The organism is Candidatus Palauibacter australiensis (assembly GCA_026705295.1).
GTDB lineage: Bacteria > Gemmatimonadota > Gemmatimonadetes > Palauibacterales > Palauibacteraceae > Palauibacter > Palauibacter australiensis.
In genome coordinates, this window is record JAPPBA010000180.1 from 18,108 (window position 1) to 37,842 (window position 19,735).

The window sequence follows — 19,735 nt, forward strand, 5'->3', positions numbered from 1 at the left end:
CGGGCCTCCTTACCGTCTCTCGCGCGAGTGTCGCTACCCGCTTCGAACCCGCCGCGGAGTTATCCATGAATATGCGTCTTGTTCGCCGTCCCCGTCGCCCGCTCGGCTCCGCCGCTTCCGCGCTCTGCGCCGGACTTCTCGCCCTTTTTTCGGCCGCCGAGCTCGCGGCCCAAAGCACGGCGCTCGAGGTCGGCCGGACGTTGCCGGGCACGCTCGCCGCGGGCGACACCGCGCGCTACACGATCGAGACGGATGAGAACGACTTCGTCCTCGGCGAGGTGGACCAGATCTCCGTCGACGTGACGGCGCGCGTCCTGGACCCCGGGGGGACGCAGGTCGGCCGCTTCGGCGGGCTGGGGGTCGGCGTCGAGCGCTTCGGCGGGCGAACGTCCGGCGCGGGCGTGCACACGCTGGAACTGTTCGTCGCGGGGGACGATGCCGAGGCCGGTGGGCGCTACGAGATCACGCTGCTGCGGCTCGAACCCGTCGCGACGGATCCGGAGGAGCTCGCCGACCAGATCATGTCCCGCTTCGATGGGCCGCATTCTCCGGGAGGCGCGGTGCGGGTGTGGCGCGACGGCCGCACGCTCTTTTCGAAGACCTACGGGATGGCAAACCTCGCCTACGACCTCCCATTCGAGGAAGACACCCGGACGAACATCGGCTCGACCTCGAAGCAGTTCACCGCCTTCGCGGTCATGCTTCAGGCGGAGCGCGGGCTCCTCTCCCTCGACGACGACATTCGAAAGCACATCGCCGAACTCCCGGAGTTCGATCAAACGATCCGGGTTAAGCACCTGATCACGCACACGTCGGGCCTGCGCGAATTCCTGAACCTGTTGCGGATGACGGGACGCCGCCTCGACCACGGAGACTGGATCGACCGCTCGGAACTCATCGACATCGTGCTGCGGCAGCCCGCGCTCCAGAACGAGCCAGGCGCCGAGTGGAACTACAACAACACGGCGTTCGGCCTCGCGGCCGTCATCGTCGAGCGCACCTCCGGGCAGGACTTCCACGTCTTCATGCAGGAAAACGTGTTCGGACCGCTGGGGATGACCGGGACCATGGTGCGCCCGTCCACGCGCCACATCGTCCCCAACATGTCCGAGGGCTACACGCCGGGGCCGGACGGATACCGCCAGATCGGAGACCTCGGCGGGGCGGTCGGCGCCGGGTCGATCTACAGCACGGTCCCGGACCTCCAGACGTGGGCCGAGAACTACGCGAACCCGCGCGTCGGCACGCGCGAGAGCATCGACGAGATGATGACCTCGTTCGTCCTCAACGACGGGGACGAGACGGGGTACGGGTACGGCCTTTCGGTCGGCGAGCAGGGCGGACTCAAGCGGATCAGCCACGGGGGCGCGGATGTCGCCCACCGCTCGATGTTCGTCTACTTCCCCGAGATCAACGCCGGCCTCACGACCCAGAGCAACCACGCGCAGTTCGACAGCGGCGTCGCGTACGAGCTGGCCGCGGCGTTCTTCAAGGACGCGATGGAGGAGGAAGAAGAGGATGATGCGGCGGATGCGGGCGAGTTCGATCCCGCCGACTACGACCCCGAAGCGTTCGACGAGTTCGCCGGCCGCTACTCGCTGGACGCGTCACCGAACTTCATCCTCACCTTCACGCGCGAGGACGACACGTTCTACGCGCAGGCGACGGGCCAGCAGCGACTCGAGATCGTCCCCACCTCAGACTCGACCTTCCGGCTGCTCGCGGTCGAGGCCTCGGTCACTTTCCTGCGGGATCCGGAGGGCGATGTCGAGGGGCTCACGCTGCACCAGAACGGGGACAACCACGCCACGCGCCTCGAGGGTGACGAGGCCGAGGAATGGGAACCGACGGCGGACGACCTCGCCGACTTCGCCGGCCGCTTCTTCAGCGAGGAACTGGAGACGTTCTACACCCTGTCCGTGGAGGATGGCACGCTCGTCCTGCAGCAGCGCCGGCTCGACCGGGCGGAACTCGAACCCGGCGAAGAGGATCAATTCTCGGGCGGAGGCCTGTCGTTCGCCTTCGAGCGCGACCGCAACGGACAGGTGATCGGTTTCTACCTTTCCAACGTCCGCACGCGCGACGTCCGCTTCGGCCGCGTGCGCTGACAGAATCCGGGGTTCCGCTTAGCTTGTGACAGAGGGATGCCGGCAGTTTCAACCGAAGGCGGGAGGCGTTCGCGATGACGGGATTCGGAGTTCGGTTCGGTCGTAATGCTGGGCGGGGAACCCTGCTTCTGGCGGCGGTCATCGCGTTCGGGGCTCTCCCCGGCGCCGCGTGGGCGCAGGGTCGAATCGCGGGCTCGGTCACGGATGACGCCACGGGCGCTCCCCTGGCGGCCGTGCTGGTTGAGGTCGTGGGCGCACAGGGCGCGGTGGCGGCGCAAGCCACCACGGGCCCGGGCGGCACCTATGCCATCGACGGTGTGTCCGCCGGCTCGTATTCGGTTCGGTTCACCGCGCCGGGCTGGGTGACCGTCGTCATGGAATCGCAGACTGTCGCGGCGGGCCAGTCGACGTCCGTATCGACGACGATGGAGGAGCGGGCCTACGAACTGAACCCGCTCACGGTGACGACCTCCCGCACGTACGAGAAGGCGCTGGAGGCGCCGGCGGCGGTGGAGGTCGTCTCGACCCGCGATCTCGAAGAACGCCAAGTGACGTCTCCGATCGAACACGTGGAGCACCAGCCCGGCGTGGACGTGGCCCGCACGGGGATCCGCGGCCGCACCGCCGTATTGCGCGGATTCAACAACGTCTTCTCCAGCCGCACGCTGTTCATGACGGACAACCGGATCGCGCGCGTGCCTTCGCTGCGGGTGAACATCTTCTACCTCAACCCGACGTCGGAACTGGACATGGAGCGGGTGGAGACCGTCCTCGGGCCCGGATCGGCGCTCTACGGACCGAACGCGGCGGGCGGCGTCGTCCACTACATGACGAAATCCCCGATTCGCTCGCCGGGAGCCAGCTTCTCCGTGGGCGGCGGCCTCCGTCAGCAGGGCAACGATGCGGGGCTTGGCAGCGGCCCCATCCAGGGCGAAGACGCCGGGCTGTTCCAGTTCGATGGGCGCATCGCGGTGGCCCCGAGCGACAAGTTCGGGTTCAAGATCTCGGGCCAGTACTTCGACGCCACCGAATACGTCTTCAACGACCTCGTCGAGGCGCAGGTGCAGGGCGCGGGCCAGGCCTGTATCGCAGCCGGCTTCGACCTCACCTCGCCGGCCTGCCAGCCGTTCGCGTCGGGACTCGACCTGACGAATCCGGCGGATCAGGGCGTCGTGGCGCAGTCGGCCCGGAACGTGGCGATGGGGCGTGACGACGGGCACAGGAACTGGGGCGTGGACGCGCGCATGGACTTCGAGCCGTCTCCGGGGACGTCGCTCATTCTCGCCGCGGGGCGCAACGTCGCCGCGCAGGCGACGGAACTCACGGGTCTGGGCGCGTCCAACGTCACCAACTGGGGCGTCACCTACGGGCAGGCCCGTCTCCGGCACAGGGATCTCTTCGCGCAGCTCTTCTACAACTACAACACGAACGACGAAGCCTTCCTCCTCCGCTCCGGCCGTCCGATCTACGACAACTCGTCCCTGCTCGTGGGACAGCTCCAGTACCAGTCCCGGATCGGATCGGCGCACCGGCTCATCTACGGGGTCGACTACCTGGGGACGAACCCGGCCAGCGAGGGGACGATCAACGGAAAGTTCGAGGACGACGACCAGACGACGGAGGTCGGCGGCTACCTCCAGTGGGAGTGGGCGCTGAGCCCGAAGGTCGATCTCACGGGCGCCTTCCGGTACGACTACAACAGCAACCTTGCGGATCCCGTCTTCTCGCCGCGCGCCGCGCTGGTCTTCAAGCCGGATGCTTCGAACTCGTTCCGCCTGACGTTCAACCGGGCGTTCTCGACGCCCACGTCCACAAACCAGTTCCTGGACATCTCGGGAGGAACGATCCCCATCACGGGCACGCCATTCTTCTACGATCTGCGCGCGACCGGCTCCGCCGGCAACGGACACATGTACATGAGGGATTCGAACGGCATCCCGATGCACATGTCGCCCTTCAGCGTACTGGCGGGCGGGAGCCCGCGGCAGTTCATGCCCTCCACCACGGCGCAACTGTGGAGCACGGCGGTGAATCTTCTCGGCGTCGCCTATCCGCAACTGGCTCCGCTGGCGCCCCTGATCCCCGTTCCGTCGGCGGATCAGGTGGGCGTGCTCGCGCTGCTGCTCGATACGGAGGTCGCGGGGGGTGGAGCGCCGCCGCCGGGCTGCGTGGCACCCCCGTTCTGCGAGGCCGTCGACCTCGCCGCTCTCCAGGACATCGAGGCGCTGGGGCCGACCGTGCGCAACACGTTCGAGTTCGGGTACAAGGGGGTGTTCGGAGATAACGTGTCCGTCGGAGCCAACGCCTGGTTCACCCGCTTCGACAGCTACATCGCGCCCCTCCGGATCATCTCCCCGCACGTCTTCCTCAACGGCCCACAGTTGGGGACGTACCTGGCGGGCGTGTTCCGACAGTGGGTCGGCGTGGCGTTCCCGGACGAGGCCACAGCCTTGGGGACGGCGCAGCTTATTGCGACCGAGGCAGCGAAGATTCCCTTGGGGGCCGTGACTCCCACCAGCGCCGGTGGCACCGCCGCGGCGGTGGCGCTCGGATACCAGGATGCCGGCGGGTTCGACGTGATGGGGGGCGAGTTGGGCGCCGGCTTCCTCCTGAGCGACCAGTTGGAGATGGCTACATCCCTGTCCTTCATCAGTCGAAACACCTTCGAGACCGCGGGCGAACTCCTGAGCGAGGTGTCCCTTAACTCGCCGACGGTGCGCGGGACGGCGTCGCTCACCTACCGGAACGACGAGTCGGGGGTCAACGGCGGCCTGCGCTTCCGGGCGCAGAACGGCTATCCGTTCAACTCAGGGCCGTGGGTGGGCGATCTCGAGGCGGTCACCACGCTGGACGCGAATTTCGGCTTCCGTATTCCGGGGTACGACGACCTCTGGTTCCAGGTGGACGTGTCGAACGTCTTCGACCAGGCGTACCAGAGCATGGTGGGGGCGCCCGCCATCGGCCGCGTCCTGCTTGCCCGGATGCGCTGGGACTTCAACCCGTTCTAGCCGACCCGTGATCCGGCTGGCCAGTCGCGATCCGGCTGGTCGGCCGCAGACCGGGGTGAGGGAGCGCGATCGACCCCCTCACTCCGGTTCGGGAGAATGCCGGGGGTGGGGCTCGAACCCACACGGGGATGGACCCCTTCGGATTTTAAGTCCGATGCGTCTGCCAATTCCGCCACCCCGGCGCGCGCGGCGGGCCTGAAGCTAGCGTCGTCTCGTCTTGCGAACCACGCGGCGGCGGGCCCAGCATGGGTCAGGGACTTCCAGGGACTTCGCCGGGAGGCCAAGATGATCCGATTCCCGAAGCGGCGCGCCGGTTCAGCCGCCGTCGCGCTACCGATCCTGCTCTTCACCGCCGGCGCCGCGTTCGCGCAGGCGCACCCGAACCCGGCCACGCCCGACTCGCTGCGCCAGATCCAGACGATGGAGCCACGCATCGGGCCGCCGGGCACCGAGGTCAGCCTCTACACCGAGAACATCCCGCTCCAGGCGCGGGTGGTCGTCGGCCTGGGAGCCATCGGCACGGGCTTCGAGGAACTCGGGACCGGCGATCAGGGCGAGTTCGGCGAGATCGGAGCCACCGTGAGCGTGCCGGAGACCGCGACGTGGGACCGCGCGGTCGTCTTCATCATCTTCAACGGGAACTTCGCGCCCACGGGGCTCTCCGACCCGTTCCACGTGACGGATGAGGCGGGCCGGATTCAGCGCACCGGCTCGATCGCCGGGCAGGAGAACGGTTGTGTGACGTTCGAGGATCGGGACGGGTACTTCTACACGCTGGCCGGCGACGTCGGAGATGCCGCGGCCGGGGACTACCTCATCGTCGAGGGGTCCGCGTCGCGTTCGGTCGCCTGCCCGCACGCAGACACGATCGAGGTCGACCGCATGGAGGAAACGGAACCGTTCGAGCGCCCCCGCGCCGAGCCGTTCCGCTAGCTGCCAGCTGGTGTCGCGGTAGCTTCCTCGCCGGCGCCGGGCGCTTCAGCGCCTGGACGATCCGGTGACTTCGACGAGGAAGATGACGACGAGCGTGATCAGGACGGGGATGGCGAGGAGCCATTCCTGCAGTTCGGGCATCGCGTCTTCTCCTTATCGTTTTCCGGTGCTGCCGAGCCCGCCGGCGCGGTCCGTCGAGATCGCCACCGGCCCCTCCTCCCAGCGCGCGACCCGGTATCTGTGCAGGACGACCTGGGCGATCCGTTCGCCGTGTTCGATCCGAATGGGGTGCGGCGCCGAGTTGAGGACGAGGACGAACCACTCGTCCGGATAGTCGGCGTCCACGGTACCGGGCGCATTGGGCACCGTGAGCCCGCGCTTCCACGCGAGCGAGGACCGCATGCGGATCTGCGCCTCGTAGCCGTCGGGCAGACGGGCGCGAAAGCCGGTGGGCACGAGCGCCCGGTCGCCGGGTTCGAGGACGATCGAAGGCGTGCCGTTCCCGGTGGAGGTCGCGGTCTCGGAGATGGTCTCGCGGCTGGCTCCCCGATGAACCCGGACCGGCCCACACGTGAGATGCGCCCGGATGTCGTAACCGGCCGACTGCTCCGTGGCTCGCGTCGGAACGCGAACATCATCCGCCAGCTTCTCGAAGATGACGCACGCACCGTCGGCGTCGGACAAGACCCCTCCTCCACCTGTCTGATCGTTCAGCGGAACCGACGTGCCCATTCTGCGGCGGCGGACATGAATCTGTCGAGATGTTTCCCGGTCGCTTCGTCCGCCAACTCGAGATCGTCGTCGAACACGCCGCCCGCCCCCGAGAGCAGGACCCGCGGCTGCGGCATCACGTGGGCGTTCAGCCCCGCGAGCGACTCGCGCAGGGAACGCTGGGCCAGCGCCGTCCCGAGGCGGCCCGGCGTCGCCCCCATGATCGCGACGGGCTTCCCGTCCCACGCCTGCGGACGCGGGGGCCGCGACCCCCAGTCCACAGCGTTCTTGAGCACGGCCGGCAGGCCTCCGTTGTACTCCGGCGTCACGAGCAGCACCAGGTCCGCTGAGTGAACGGCGGCCTTGAATTCCGCGACCTCGTCCGGATCGCCCGCAGCCTCCACGTCTCCGTCGTAGAACGGCAGCCGCGAAGGATCGAAATCCCGGGTCTCGACGTCTTGCGGCGCCCGCGAGATGGCGGCCCGCAGAAGCGCCCGATTGAACGACCGCCGCCGGCAACTGCCCGCGATGGCGAGCATGGAGACATGATTCATGGGACGGCAGAGTGCATGGCAGCGGCACGCCGCGCAAACGGGTGGGACGGCAGGCCACCGACGTTCCCGCGGGAACGCGGCGGGACTCCCGACCCGCGCCGTTACTCCCGGATGGCCCCCGACACCCGTCTCACGACGACGGTCGGCACGTCAAAGGCGTCCAGTTCCACGTAGGCGGCGAGCCCCCCCGGCCCGAAGGCAGCCGGCATCCGAGCTTCCGCAAGGGTCCCGATATACCGCCCCTCGGCGGTGATCAGATCGACCGGACCGGGGCGAGTCGGCGGCAGCGTATTCGGTCGCCCCCCGACGGCGGACTGAAAGGCCCCCACGATATCCAGGTCGGGAAACCCGTCTGCCGGTGTACGGAGCACCCATATCCTGCCTTCCCAATCCGCATCGAGGGCATCGATGATCTCGACTTCGCCGGGAAGGTCCAGGTCGTTCAGGCGTGCTACAAACGCTTCGACTCCCCCGAACAAACCAAGCATCTCGGCCCTGTCTCGGCTCTCGGCAGACTCCTGCTCCAGGCGAGTCCGCAGGGAGTTGGCGAAGGCCCTCCGATTGCGCTCGTCCCAGGGTCGTGCCGGAAACGGGCGGGTGAGAATCCGACCGACGTTGCCGGCGGGCTCGACGATCCGAACTGCATATGCGGTGGAATCCGAAAACGCTACGCGTCCGTTCGGAAGTGGGGCGAAATGGAACTTCACCCGGTCGTCCGGACTGCCGGAGGCCCGGATGAGGGGCACCTCGCGGGCCTCCTCTCCCTCAAACTCCACTCGGGCCACCTCCCGGGGTCCGGGTTCGATGGAGACCCGGCCCTCCGTCGTATTGTCTTGCCGCTGCACGTCCCACACGAAAGTGACGCGCGAGAGGAGGGTTCCTTCTCGGTCCGCCTTGCGGACTCGGGGGTTCGCCGCTGGCGTCAGGCCGGCCGGCAGATCGTGGCGCGGGCCCACGCCGGGGAAGCGGACCATGCGTTCGAACTCCCCATCCGGACCGAAGACGTGGTACGCAAAATGTCCCTTGTCCGGGACGACCGTACGTCCGTCGGCGAGAGCGAAGGCCTGATTCGCCTCGCGGAACTCGCCTGGGCCGTCACCCCTGCGCCCGAACGCCGCGACGAGGCTTCCGGAGGGGTCGACGACCACGACGCGAAGCTCGTCACCGACCAGATCCGAGATGTGCAGGTTGCCGCGCGCGTCAAAGCTCACCGCGGAGACGTAAGAAAAAAGCTCCCACTCCCTGTCTCCGTTTCCGACGCGGTAGACCTCCGTGAAATCGGCGGTCAGGAGGCGATCTTCGAGCGGCAACTCGACGACCGGCTGCGCTGTGGCGTTCCCGGCGCCGCTCGCGAATCCGGCCCAAAGGCAGACCGCAGCAGCCATCGCGGAGGTCCGGCGGCGGGCGCGGGGTCTTTCGTGCCTTGATGTATGCCGTGTATGCATCGATGCAGAACTGTCCGTTTCCGGTCCGGTACAGCCAGCCACCACGAGGTCACGAGGAGGCCGACCGATGAACGAGCGTCCTATCCTGCTACACGCCGCTCGCGGGGTCTACTCCCTGCCCCTCTGTCTCGGGCTCATGCTCGCCACGGCGGGCGGGGCCGTCTCTCAGAGGTGGTGGGATGACGAACCGGAGGGCCTCCCCGGCGTGACGGCCCGCTGAGACGAAGGCGGCTCGGTGCGGAGCGGCTACGACTTCGCGATCGCGGGCGGGGGCGTCATCGGCGCCTCCATCGCCTTCCACCTGGCGGAGCTGTCGGGCGCCTCCGTGGCCCTCTTCGACCGGGGAGAGATCTGCAGCGGGGGCACCCGCCGGTCGTGCGCGATCATCCGCAGCCACTACTCGGTAGCGAGCAACACCGCACTCACGCTCCGGAGTCTCGACGTGTTCCGCGGTTTCCGGGAGGCGCTCGGCGAAGACGACGTGGCGTGCGGCTTCGTGAACTCGGGCTATCTCATCCTCGCGGGGCCCGGGGCGTTCGCCGACCGGCTGGCCGACAATCTGGCCCGCCAGCGGAAGCTGGGCGCGGACACGTGGCCCATCGACCGGGCGGAGGCGCGCGAGCTGCACCCGCGGCTCGAAGTGGAGGACGTGGCAGCGATCGGCTGGGAACCCGCGTCCGGCTACGCGGATCCGGTCGCCACAACCCGCGGGTATGTCACGGCCGCCCGGCGGCGCGGGGTCGCGGTGTTCGAGCACACGCCGGTGGAGCGGCTGCGCGTCGCGCCGGAGGGCGGCCATCCCGCGGCCGGTCGCGTGACGGGCGTGGCCACGCCCGACGGGACGGTGGAGGCCGGGTGTGTCGTGAGTGCGGTGGGGCCCTGGACTCGCGGTCTCTACAGTGACTCCGGTCTATCGGACGATGCCGTCGAAGCCCTCCGATTAGAGGTGTCGCGACACGTCGTGCTGACGTTCGGCGGCCCGTCGTCGTATGGTCCTGAAATTCCTGTTGTAAAGGATCTTACCGTCGATAACAAGATGTATTTTCGACCCTCCGATGGCGGTGTCGTGCTCGTGGGGACCGGAGATTTCGGAGACCCGCTGGGAGATCCCGACCGCATGCCCCCCGCCGCTCCGCGCGACCTCGTCTCCCTGCAGCGGGCGCAGATCGGAGCCCGCATGCCGGCCTTCGAGGGGGCGCGTCTCACGGATTCGTGGGTGGGGCCCTACGACATTACGCCGGACTGGAATCCCGTGTTGGGTCCCGCGCCCGGCCTGCCCGGTCTGTACCTCGCGTACGGCTTCTCGGGGCACGGGTTCAAGCTAGCCCCGGCCATCGGGCGCTGCGTGGCGCAATCCCTGTTGGGGCAGACGCCCGACGTCGACCTCGCCCCGTACCGCCCGGAACGCTTCAGCGAAGAAGCGCTGCTCCTCGGGGCCTACGGCAGCGGATCCATCTCGTAGCGGCTTGGCGGTCCGTGCCAAGAGCCTCGCTGCGTTCGAGCGGCGCGAGGAACGCTAGCGATGCTCTCGGTGTTCGCGGTATCGGTACGGCACCGGCAAGTGTTCAGGCGCGTACCGCTCGCCTTCATGGCCCCGCACTCCCTCGTGTTCCCGCGGTTGCAGGTGCTCGGAAGCGCGCCCGTCTTCGTGGGGAAGGTCTCCGGAGGGAGCCACGGCGGGAGCGAGCAGGGGGGCAAGCGCAAGGAGGCCGACGACGCTCATGCCTCGCCAGCCGCCCGCGGGCGGCTGCGGCGAACCGCGTTCGTTCAGCAGGCGCCGAACACGCCGTTCCAGTTGTGAGCGGCGCCGACCGATGCAGGGTACGGGGATGCTCCGATCGCGCGGGACGACCCACCCGGCCACTTCGGTCAGGCAACTCGCCATGGCGAAACGGTCTTCGAGCTGGCTCGCCGCCCAGTCGTCACACTGCTCCTCGGTGGCGAGGCGTACCTCACGCACCGCAAGCCGGATGAGAGGCTGAAAGAAGAAGATCGCCTGCACGACGTTCAGGATCCCCAGCCGGACCGTGTCGTGGCGCCGGTGGTGCGCGACCTCGTGGCCCAGAAGCGCAGTGAGTTCGCCATCGTCCAGTTCGTGAAAGGCGCGAACCGGCACACAGATTTCGCGACGGGGTCCCACGCCGAGCGCCAGCGGCGAACCGAGCGCGTGGCACTCCGTCAGGCGCGGCGGCGAGTCCAACGCCGCTCTGCGGCTGAGCGACGCCAGCGCACGGGAAGCCCGCGTATCCGCCACCGGCTCGCGATGGAGGAGGCGGCGCCGGAGCATCGCCAGCCGAAGGAGGTAGAGGGCGAGCAGGCCGCTCGCGAGAATGAGCCACGCGGCGCCGGCGGGCCGGGACCAGCCCGGGCTGATCGCGGCATCGCTGTGGGCCGGCTCGCGGTCGCCGTGGGCCGCTTCGCCTGAGCCGCGGAACTCAACGCCCGCGCGCAGGGGGATCGGCGCGACGACCGCACCACCGCCGTGCTCACCCTGTTCGCCCTCAGCGTCGGGTCGCTCCGCGCCGCTGACGAAGGCAGGCGCCGGAAGCCGCCAGATCGCCGCCTCCGGCGAGACGAACGCCCGGGTCGTCGGCGTGATGAGACTCGCGGCGAGCGCCGTGCACCAGATCGTTTCCTTCAGACGCGGATGCGTCCGGGGGAAGAGGCGCAGACCGAGCCAGGCGGCGCCGCACCACAGCGTGCTATGCACGAGGAACGCGAGCAGCCACGCCATCACGCCGTTCATCGCGCTCCACCCTTCCGTTTCGCGGCGACGAGGGCCCTGAGATCATCGAGATCCTCGACGTCGACCTCGCCGGATTCGATCAGGTGGTTGACCAGCGCCGCGCTGTCGCCGGAGAACAGGCGCTGCACGAGATCACCGACCATCCCGTCGCGAACATCCGTCTCGGCGATCGCGGGCCGGTAGATGAACTGCCGGCCGTTCAGTCGGTGACTCACGCACCCGTACTCCTCGAGCTTGCGCAGCATCGTCTTGATCGTCGTGACGGCAAGACCGCGCTCCTCGAAGAGAGCCCTGTGGACCTCGATCGCCGGCGCTTCACCGCGCTCCCACAGTACGCGCATGATCGCGAGCTGCAGGTCTCCGAGTCGACGTTTCCGTTTCATGGCTGGCCCTTCCGCATTGGGACCTGGCGGCGGTTACCGAGATAGTCATATCCATCGACCCCGGATCCCGACAAGGGTTCCCGGGGTCGATGGATCGCGAGGCAACCGCCTGCGGTCTCAGCTTCCCGGTCCGATCTCGATGTGGACGCTGAACGCCGTGAAGCTCTGACCCCGGGCGTCGAGTTCGACCGGATTCGTTTCACCCGCCCCGATCACGATCCGGGGCGTCGGGCCCAGTTCGACCCCGTTCGACAGGTGGATTTCGATCCGCACGTCCGCCACGGCCGCGCCGGTCGTGTTCGTGAGCGTACCGGTGAAGGTCTCGTTCGGCTGGTCGTAGCGAAGGACGAGATCGACGCCCGCGCGGCTCTCCCTCGCGGTATCCGACAGTTGGTATTGCGTGCCGCTCTCGCCCGGCTCCGTTGAGCTGTTGCCGCATCCGGCGGCGGCGAGAGTGGCGGCCATGACCACGGCCATCGTCAGGATTCTCTGCAGCTTCATTTTGATCCTCGTCTGTTCGATGTTCGATCCCACAAAGGGTGCTTCTTCGCCGTGCCCGGTTTGACGCGCCAACCATGACGCGGGTCACTCGGCGGACCCGGCGGAGACGGATGCGAGGCTACCGCGACCTCGCCTTCAACTCGGCTTCCAACGCGTGCAGCTCGCCGCGCAGGATCCGGAGCTGGTTGTACAGCGGACGGTAGGCAGCGTCCTGCGGACGGGCTCCATCGCCGCGAGCTTCGCCACCGCTTTCACGGCTCCCGTGCTCGCCGCCGCCCTCCCGACCGCCGTGCTCGCCGCCGCCCTCGCGGCCGCCGTGCCCTTCGCCACCCTCTTCACCTCCAGTGCCGTGGCCTTGCTCGACACCGGCTTCGGGATGGCTGACCCAGGAACTGAATTCTTCGCCGAACGTCCCGAGCTCGACGGGAACCGTCTGACCCGGTCTCACGTCGATGCGCTTCGTCGGACCGAGTTCCGTGCCGTTGTCCAGGTGGATCTCGACGCGCACCTGCGACAGGGTCGTGGCCGTCGTGTTCGTCACCGAACCCGCGAAGACCTGCGTGTTGGGGTTGAACTGAAGGACGAGGCGAGCACCGTTCGCGAAGACCTCGTCCTGCCCCGTCACCTTCGCGAGGTAGGCGCCGCCTTCCTCGCCCCCTTCGCCGCCCTCTCGCCCTGCGTGCTCGCCACCACCTTCCCCGCCTGCGTGCTCGCCACGACCTTCGCGGCCACCGTGCTCGCCGCGGCCCTCGCGACCTTCCCGGCCCTCGCGGCCTTCCCGGTTTGCCGGCGAACCGGCCTGTGGGCCGGCCGGATGGGGGCTGAGCCCCGCGAGCACGCGCGTCTCGCGGAGCGCGGCGCGAGCCTGTTTCACCATGCCATAGAGCGCATCCGCGTCCGCGCTGTTCCCGATGGCCTGCCGTGTCTGCCCTTCCTGCCCCTCCTGCACAGGGGGCGCCTCGTCCCCCCCGCCACTCAACAGCGCGGGCACTCCTGCTCCCGCGGCGCCGAGCAGCATCAGCGATACGATCGCGATCTTCATCACCAGATTCCCTTTCCGCGTTTCCCGGTTCGTGCGGGACTGGTTCGCCCGCTTGATTGACTACCACAATAGTCAACTACTCCGGTAGTCTAGATGAGTTCCATGTGGCGCACAAGGCTCTCGGATGCAGGCAGCCCGGGAACGCCTTCGGCCCAGGCCTCGATGCGGGTGGGATGTGTTGGGTGTCGCTGCGAAGGGGTTAAGCCAATCGAACATCGGATTTTGAATTGGCTTGAGCCGGCAGAGGGGGCGCCAACCCCTTTCCATGGTTGTCTGGAGTTAGCCCTCCGGCGAGAGGACGAGCCGGACCGCGCCGCGCGGGCGGTCGGCCGTATAGAGGGCGAGTTCGAACCGCCCCGCGAGCAGATCGTCCATGTCGGCGGCGCTCAGGGTCAGGGTGCCCTCGGCCGACGTGTGGCCCGGGCCGGAGAGACGTCGCACGACCGCGTTCGGCCGCGTCCCGCTGCCCCGGCGCTGGAGCACGATCGCGTGGGCGTCCGCCGACCCGAGGCCGGACGTGGAGATGACGTAGCGCAGCGTGCCGCGCGGCAGGTCGAGGCTGAAGCTGCCGTGGAGCCGAGGGGCGGCGGGCCGCCCGGCCCATCCGCCGTCTCCGGCGACGCTGAAGCGGAGCGGTTCCGGCGCGCGGCCGTCCACGAGCGGGGGCGTGCGGCGGGGCGCGCGGCGCGGCTCGATCGCCCGTTCGAGCGCGTACGCGAACGAGACCAGGCGCGCATCGTCGAACGGGCGGCCGATCAGCTCGACGCCGGTCGGCATCCCGGTCCGCGTGAAGCCCGCGGGCGCGCTGACCGCCGGGAGCCCGCTGTGCGCGGCCAGCTGGCACGTTCCTCCGACCGGCGGTGAGCCGATCCGCGCGGGGTCGCGCCGCAGCGTCGGGTAGGCGATCGCGTCGAGCCGCTCCGCGTCCATGAACGCCACGATCGCTTCCCGCAGCGCGGCCTGCCGCTCCAGCGTCTCGGCATAGGCCGCCTCGTCGCGCGGGCCCGCCTCGCTGCGCCGCCGGAAGGTGCCGTCGAGCTGCTCGTGGTGCAGTCCGAGTTCCACGATCTCCCCGAGCGACGCCACCGGTGCGCCACCGGGCGCCGCCAGGTATTCGGCGAGATCCACCGCGAATTCGTGCCCGATCACGCCCGTATTCGCGAGCAGCGAATCCTGCTCGGGGATCTCGACGTCGACGATCTCCGCCCCCGCCGCGGCCATCGCGTCGAGGGCGGCGCGAACGGTCGCCGTGACCGGAGCTTCCGCGCCCGAATCCGACAGCCACTCCGTCAGGGCCCCGATGCGCGCCCCCGCCAGCGACCCCGCGTCGAGCGCGACTCGGAAACCGATGGGCTCTCGGCCGCGCATCGCCTCCGTGGCCGGATCCGCCGCGTCCGCGCCGACCGTCGCGTCGAGGGCGATCGCGAGGTCCATGACGGAGCGCGCCAGCGGCCCGCCCGTATCCTGCGTATGCGACAGGGGGATGAGCCCGTCAATGCTCGACAGCCCCTTCGTCGGCCGCAGCCCGACGAGGTTGTGGACCGACGACGGGATGCGGATCGATCCGCACGTGTCCGACCCCCATCCCACGGCGCCGAAGCTCGCCGCCACCGCGGCGCCCGTTCCGCCGGAGGAGCCGCCGGGGTTCCTCGCCGGATCGTACGGGTTCCGCGTCTGCCCGCCGAGCGAACTGATGCTCGTGATCCCCGCCGCCAGCTCGTGCATGTTCGTCTTGGCGAGGATGATCGCCCCCGCCTCGCGCAGCTTACGCACCTGGAAGGCGTCGTCCGCCGGCGTCCACCCCGCGAGCGCCACCGTCGACCCGGCCGTGGGCATGTCGAAGGTGTCGTAGTTGTCCTTGAGGAGGATGGGAATCCCATGCAAAGGCCCTCTCACCCGCCCCGCTGCGCGCTCTGCGTCGAGCCGCCGCGCCTGTTCCCTCGCCGTGGGATGGAGGCGGATGATCGCGTTGAGCGTCGGCCCCGCCCGGTCGTACGCCGCGATCCGGGCGAAGTAGGCGTCCACCAGGCCGACCGAGCTCGCCCGGCCCGACTCGAGCGCCGCCTGGAGCTCGGGGATCGAAGCCTCCCATACCTCGAACGGCGCCGACCCGGCGGCGTCCGCCGTCTGGGCGGAGAGTCGTGCCGCGGACGGGACTCCCGCCGCCAACACGAGACCCCACGCGAGGCGGCGGGTGATGAGGCGGCGGGTGATGAGGCGGCGGACAGCGAGGCCGGGGACGATGCGGCCCCGGGCGACGAGGTTAGCGGGTTCCATGTGCCAGATGTCCTTCCCCGATGGCCACGAACGTCCCTGAGCAGGTGGCCGTACACTCGCCCCCAGACAGCAGTTCGGCTTCGACCACGACCTTGCGCTCGCCCGCCTCGGCGATCCGCGCCCGGAGTTGCACCGGAGCGTCGGAGGGCGTCGGCTTCCGGAGCCGGACCGTGTATTCGGCCGTCACGGTGACGGGCGGATGGTCCAGGCCGCGCGTGCGCATGAAGTAGTGCGCGGCGCACCAGTTGCACTGGCAGTCGAGCAGCGTCCCGATGATGCCTCCGTTGAGGATGCCCGGGAACGACCGGTGATTCGGCCCGGGCGTCCATTCGGCCACCACCTCGTGACCGTCGTCCCCGGCGGGGAAGCTGCGTAGCCGGAGCCCGTCCGGATTCGCCGGGCCGCAGCCGAAACAGATCGACTCGGGCACATACCTGTCCTGCAGCGCCTCGCTCACCGCGCCGCGGCCCGCTCGCGCTCCACGAGGAACCTCCGGAGGATCTTGCCCGATGCTGATTTCGGGATCTCTTCGAGGAACTCCACGGCGCGGATCTTCTTCTGCGGCGCCACGCGCTCCGCCACGTACCGCATGATTTCCTCGCCGCTCACGTCTCCCGCCCGCACGACGCACGCCTTCGGGATCTCCCCCGCCTCCTCATCCGCCACCGGAATGACGGCGACATCGGCCACGGCCGGATGCGAGAGGAGGAGGTCCTCGAGTTCGGCCGGAGCCACCTGGTATCCCTTGTACTTGATGAGCTCCTTGGCCCGGTCGACGATCGTCACATACCCGTCTTCGTCCGCGCGCCCCACGTCACCCGTATGGAGCCAGCCCTCGGCGTCCAGCGTGCTCGCCGTGGCCTCCGGATTGTTGAGATAGCCCTTCATCACCTGGGGACCGCGGATCCACACCTCCCCTTCCCCGCCGGGTCCCCGCGCCTCCCCCGACTCGAGATCGACGATCATCATCTCGGTGCTCGGGATCGTCGGCCCGATCGTCCCGATCTTCTCCGCATCGACGCTCTCCCCGAAACAGACGTGCGTCACCGGACTCGCCTCGGTGAGGCCGTAACCCTGGAACACGCGACACCCGATCCGTTCCTGGCAGGCGAGGGCGATCTCCTCTCCCAACGGGGCCGCCCCGGACATGATCCAGTTCACGGACGAGAGGTCGTAGCCGTCGACCGCGGGGTGCTTGGCGAGGCCGAGCACGATCGGCGGCACGAGGTAGAGACACGTCGCCCGGTAATGCTGAATCGCGCCCAGGAACTCCTCGAGATCGAAGCGGGGCATCGTGACGACGGTCGCGCCCGCCTTCAGGGCGCCGCTCATGACGACGACCATCCCGTAGATGTGGAAGAAGGGGAGGACGGCGAGCACGACGTCGTCGGCGTCCACAAGGCCGATGGCGCTGAACTGCTCGATGTTCGCGACGAGGTTCCGGTGCGTGAGCATCACGCCCTTCGAAACGCCCGTCGTCCCGCTCGAATACGGGAGCGTGAGAAGGTCCTCGGCGGGATTGAGGATGCCCGCCGGTTCCAGATCGGTCGGAATCCCATCCTTCAGCCCGTCTGCGATGAGGTCGGCGAAGGCGGTCGCGCCCTCCGCCTCGCCGAACACGAAGATCTCTTCGATGCCCGTCCGTGCCGCGACCGCTCGCGCCCTCTCCAGAAGCGGGGGGACGGTGATGAACCAGCGGGCGCCGGAATCGTTCAGCTGGGAGACGAGTTCGTCATCCGTGCTGAGAGGGTTGAGCGTCGTGCTGCAGCCGCCGGCCATGCCGGCCGCGAGGAAGGCCGTCGCGTACTCGGGCAGGTTCGGGCTGCAGATGGCGACCACGCCTCCCCGCCCCAGTCCGCGGGCCGCGAGGCCCCGCGCCGCGGCGCGCGCCTGATCCCGGAGTTGACCGTAGGTCACCGCCCGGCCGCTCGGTCCTTCGATGAACGCGGGTTTGTCCCGGCGATCCTCAAGGGAACCCAGAAGATAGTCGGAGAAGGACTGCTCCGGGACGGCGATCGGGGGGTGGGGGCTCTGGAAGATCATCGCGGGAAGATCGGCGTATCGGCGGCGGTGCGGCAAGGCGGCCGCGAACCCGCGTAACGGCTGCGTTCGCCACCCCGACGGGATAGACTCGTGTGCCGTGACCATCAACCGAAGGATCCTGCTGTGCGCCGTGGCCCTCGCCCTGGGGGCGCTCTTCATCCGCCTCGGCTTCTGGCAACTCGACCGGCATGGCGAACGGAGCGCCGGGGTGCGCACGCGCGCCGAGCGCGCCGACGCCCCGCGGCTCGAGTGGCTCGGCCCCGGCGACGTGCCTCCCGACACGGCAGGCCTCATCGGCCGCCGCGCGCGGCTCGCCGGCCGGTGGGACCGGGCCGGCGAGATCATCCTCCGGAGCCGCACCCTAGACGGGCGGGCGGGCGCGGAGGTGCTGACCCCCTTCCGGGTCGGCGGCGACGCCGAGCAGGTCGTGATGGTCCTGCGCGGCTGGCTGCCCGCGCCCGACGGCCTCCGCCCCGACCTCGCGTCCGGGTGGACGGATTCGCCGGAAGGCGCCTCGGGCCCTCGCGGGGAAGCCCAACCCTCCGCCACGGTCGAGGGGGTCTTCGTGTCGTCGCGGGACGGACGCGGCGGGCAGCCGCTCCAGCCCGAGATCGCCGGGACGCCCCACCTCGCCATCGCCGGGCTTGACCTCGCCTTGATCCGCGAAGAGACGGCCCTCGATCCCACGCCTCACGTCCTGCGGGCGAACGATCCTTCCCCGGGCGGCGTCCTGCGTCCCGCCCGCGCGCTCGAGACCGACGCCGGCCCGCACCTGTCCTACGCGATCCAGTGGTTCGCGTTCGCCGTCATCGGGCTGGGCGGAACCGCGATCCTGCTCCGCTCCTCAGGCGGCCGGAAATCCCCATCCGAAAGGATGCGATCGTGAGCCATCGAAAGTTTTCCGACCGCCGGGGAAAGCGCTGGGAGGTGCGCGTCGCCTCGCGATCCGAATGGCGGTTCGAGCCGCTGCCGGGAAACCCGGGCACGCCGCACCGCGTACGTCCTCCGCTATACGCCGGGGACGACCCGTTCGAACTCAGCGAGCAGGAACTCCAGTCCATACTCGGCACCGCGACGCCGGAGGCGAGGACCGACCGCGGCGTTCCGCGCGCTTCGCCCTTCGGGGAGGCCTACGAGCCGCGCAGAAAGAAATCACCCTTCCTCGACGACGATGACTGACCCACAGGAGGCACGCGATGTCTGAAACGCCGCTCGGCCGCTTCTGCTGGTACGAGCTTCTCACGACGGACCTCGAAGGCGCGCAGGATTTCTACCGGCGGATCGTCGGCTGGGAGACCGGCGCCTGGCAGGGCGAAGGCCCGGAGTACATCACCTGGAACAACAACGGCGCCCCGATCGGCGGCGTGATGCAGCTGCCGGCCGAGGCCCTCGCCGACGAAGCCCCGGCCCACTGGATGCCCTACCTGTCGACGCCGGACGTGGACGCGACGGTGGCGCAGGCGGAGCGGCTGGGAGGCGGCACGATCCACCGCATGGAGATCCCCGAAGTCGGCCACATCGCGGTCCTCAGGGATCCCGGCGGCGCGGTGTTCACGGCCTACCAGCCTTCCGGCGACACACCAGGACACGACGGAGAGCCCGCCATGGGAGAGTTCTCCTGGCACGAGCTGATCGCCGGCGACCTCGATGCGGCGTGGTCCTTCTACGCCGACTTGTTCGGGTGGGAGAAGACGACGCAGATGGACATGGGCGAAGCCGGCATCTACCAGATGTACGGCCGCGACGGCAAGGAACTGGGCGGCATGATGAACCGGAGCGACGACATGCCCCCGCCGTGCTGGGGGCTCTACATCCTCGTGTCCGACGTGCACGCCGCGGCGGAACTCGTGAAGGAGCTGGGCGGGTCGGTCGTCGTGGGACCGATGGAAGTCCCCGGCGGCGAGTTCATCCTGCAGGGCATCGACCCGCAGGGAGCCGCCTTCGCCCTGCACAGCAGGTAAGCCGAGCGGGCTTCGGCGCTACC

18 protein-coding genes and 1 tRNA gene are annotated in these 19,735 nt (G+C 69.2%); 8 read left to right on the forward strand and 11 right to left on the reverse strand.

Features of this window, described 5'->3' with window-relative positions:
• Window positions 1–65 precede the first annotated feature (65 nt).
• Window positions 66–2,108, forward strand: coding sequence for a serine hydrolase (locus OXN85_14870; GenBank protein ID MCY3601247.1), 2,043 nt, complete (start codon window positions 66–68; stop codon window positions 2,106–2,108).
• A gap of 74 nt (window positions 2,109–2,182) precedes the next feature.
• On the forward strand, window positions 2,183–5,116 hold the full coding sequence (locus OXN85_14875) for a TonB-dependent receptor (GenBank protein MCY3601248.1): 2,934 nt from the start codon (window positions 2,183–2,185) through the stop codon (window positions 5,114–5,116).
• 97 nt (window positions 5,117–5,213) lie between these two features.
• On the opposite strand, the gene OXN85_14880 is transcribed toward OXN85_14875, so the two are convergent.
• Window positions 5,214–5,298, reverse strand: a tRNA-Leu gene (locus OXN85_14880).
• Between the two features lie 103 nt (window positions 5,299–5,401).
• Between OXN85_14880 and OXN85_14885 the strand changes: the two genes are divergently transcribed.
• Entirely contained in the window at window positions 5,402–6,049 is a 648-nt protein-coding gene (locus OXN85_14885; protein ID MCY3601249.1) for a hypothetical protein, read from the forward strand.
• Window positions 6,050–6,202: 153 nt separating this feature from the next.
• On the opposite strand, the gene dut is transcribed toward OXN85_14885, so the two are convergent.
• The 3 genes from dut to OXN85_14900 form a co-directional block, all read right to left on the reverse strand.
• The gene (gene dut / locus OXN85_14890; protein ID MCY3601250.1) at window positions 6,203–6,733 is read right to left on the reverse strand and encodes a dUTP diphosphatase; all 531 of its coding nucleotides are present in this window, start codon (window positions 6,731–6,733) and stop codon (window positions 6,203–6,205) included.
• A 26-nt stretch (window positions 6,734–6,759) separates the two neighbouring features.
• On the reverse strand, window positions 6,760–7,314 hold the full coding sequence (locus OXN85_14895; protein MCY3601251.1) for an NAD(P)H-dependent oxidoreductase: 555 nt from the start codon (window positions 7,312–7,314) through the stop codon (window positions 6,760–6,762).
• Window positions 7,315–7,415: 101 nt separating this feature from the next.
• Window positions 7,416–8,699, reverse strand: coding sequence for a hypothetical protein (locus tag OXN85_14900; GenBank protein ID MCY3601252.1), 1,284 nt, complete (start codon window positions 8,697–8,699; stop codon window positions 7,416–7,418).
• 127 nt (window positions 8,700–8,826) lie between these two features.
• Here OXN85_14900 and OXN85_14905 point away from each other — a divergent pair, with 127 nt between their 5' ends.
• Both OXN85_14905 and OXN85_14910 read left to right on the forward strand, forming a co-directional pair.
• On the forward strand, window positions 8,827–8,979 hold the full coding sequence (locus OXN85_14905) for a hypothetical protein (protein ID MCY3601253.1): 153 nt from the start codon (window positions 8,827–8,829) through the stop codon (window positions 8,977–8,979).
• Between the two features lie 15 nt (window positions 8,980–8,994).
• A complete protein-coding gene (locus OXN85_14910; protein MCY3601254.1) occupies window positions 8,995–10,221 on the forward strand; it encodes an FAD-binding oxidoreductase in 1,227 nt (408 codons plus the stop codon).
• 54 nt (window positions 10,222–10,275) lie between these two features.
• On the opposite strand, the gene OXN85_14915 is transcribed toward OXN85_14910, so the two are convergent.
• The 7 genes from OXN85_14915 to OXN85_14945 all read right to left on the reverse strand — a co-directional run bounded on the left by OXN85_14915 (window position 10,276) and on the right by OXN85_14945 (window position 17,751).
• Entirely contained in the window at window positions 10,276–11,505 is a 1,230-nt protein-coding gene (locus OXN85_14915; protein ID MCY3601255.1) for a M56 family metallopeptidase, read from the reverse strand.
• Window positions 11,502–11,888: a BlaI/MecI/CopY family transcriptional regulator gene (locus OXN85_14920; GenBank protein MCY3601256.1), complete on the reverse strand. Its 387-nt coding sequence runs from the start codon at window positions 11,886–11,888 to the stop codon at window positions 11,502–11,504. Before OXN85_14920 ends, OXN85_14915 begins: the two co-directional genes overlap by 4 nt.
• Before the next feature lie 117 nt (window positions 11,889–12,005).
• Window positions 12,006–12,389 (reverse strand): hypothetical protein, encoded by a 384-nt coding sequence (locus OXN85_14925; GenBank protein MCY3601257.1) that lies wholly within the window; start codon window positions 12,387–12,389, stop codon window positions 12,006–12,008.
• A 118-nt stretch (window positions 12,390–12,507) separates the two neighbouring features.
• The gene (locus tag OXN85_14930) at window positions 12,508–13,434 is read right to left on the reverse strand and encodes a hypothetical protein (GenBank protein MCY3601258.1); all 927 of its coding nucleotides are present in this window, start codon (window positions 13,432–13,434) and stop codon (window positions 12,508–12,510) included.
• Window positions 13,435–13,710: 276 nt separating this feature from the next.
• Window positions 13,711–15,708, reverse strand: a complete 1,998-nt coding sequence (locus OXN85_14935) for an amidase family protein (GenBank protein MCY3601259.1) — start codon at window positions 15,706–15,708, stop codon at window positions 13,711–13,713.
• On the reverse strand, window positions 15,695–16,165 hold the full coding sequence (locus OXN85_14940) for a PaaI family thioesterase (protein MCY3601260.1): 471 nt from the start codon (window positions 16,163–16,165) through the stop codon (window positions 15,695–15,697). Before OXN85_14940 ends, OXN85_14935 begins: the two co-directional genes overlap by 14 nt.
• Complete coding sequence (locus tag OXN85_14945; protein MCY3601261.1) at window positions 16,162–17,751, reverse strand: AMP-binding protein; 1,590 nt, start codon at window positions 17,749–17,751, stop codon at window positions 16,162–16,164. Before OXN85_14945 ends, OXN85_14940 begins: the two co-directional genes overlap by 4 nt.
• Window positions 17,752–17,848: 97 nt before the next feature.
• On the opposite strand from OXN85_14945, the gene OXN85_14950 reads away from it, so the two are divergent.
• From OXN85_14950 to OXN85_14960, 3 genes are read left to right on the forward strand one after another with little or no spacing between them, the layout of a single operon-like run.
• Window positions 17,849–18,637: an SURF1 family protein gene (locus OXN85_14950; protein MCY3601262.1), complete on the forward strand. Its 789-nt coding sequence runs from the start codon at window positions 17,849–17,851 to the stop codon at window positions 18,635–18,637.
• Window positions 18,634–18,930 carry a hypothetical protein gene (locus tag OXN85_14955; GenBank protein MCY3601263.1) on the forward strand — a complete coding sequence of 99 codons (297 nt, stop codon included), beginning with the start codon at window positions 18,634–18,636 and terminating at the stop codon, window positions 18,928–18,930. Before OXN85_14950 ends, OXN85_14955 begins: the two co-directional genes overlap by 4 nt.
• A 17-nt stretch (window positions 18,931–18,947) precedes the next feature.
• On the forward strand, window positions 18,948–19,712 hold the full coding sequence (locus OXN85_14960) for a VOC family protein (protein ID MCY3601264.1): 765 nt from the start codon (window positions 18,948–18,950) through the stop codon (window positions 19,710–19,712).
• Window positions 19,713–19,735 lie beyond the last annotated feature (23 nt).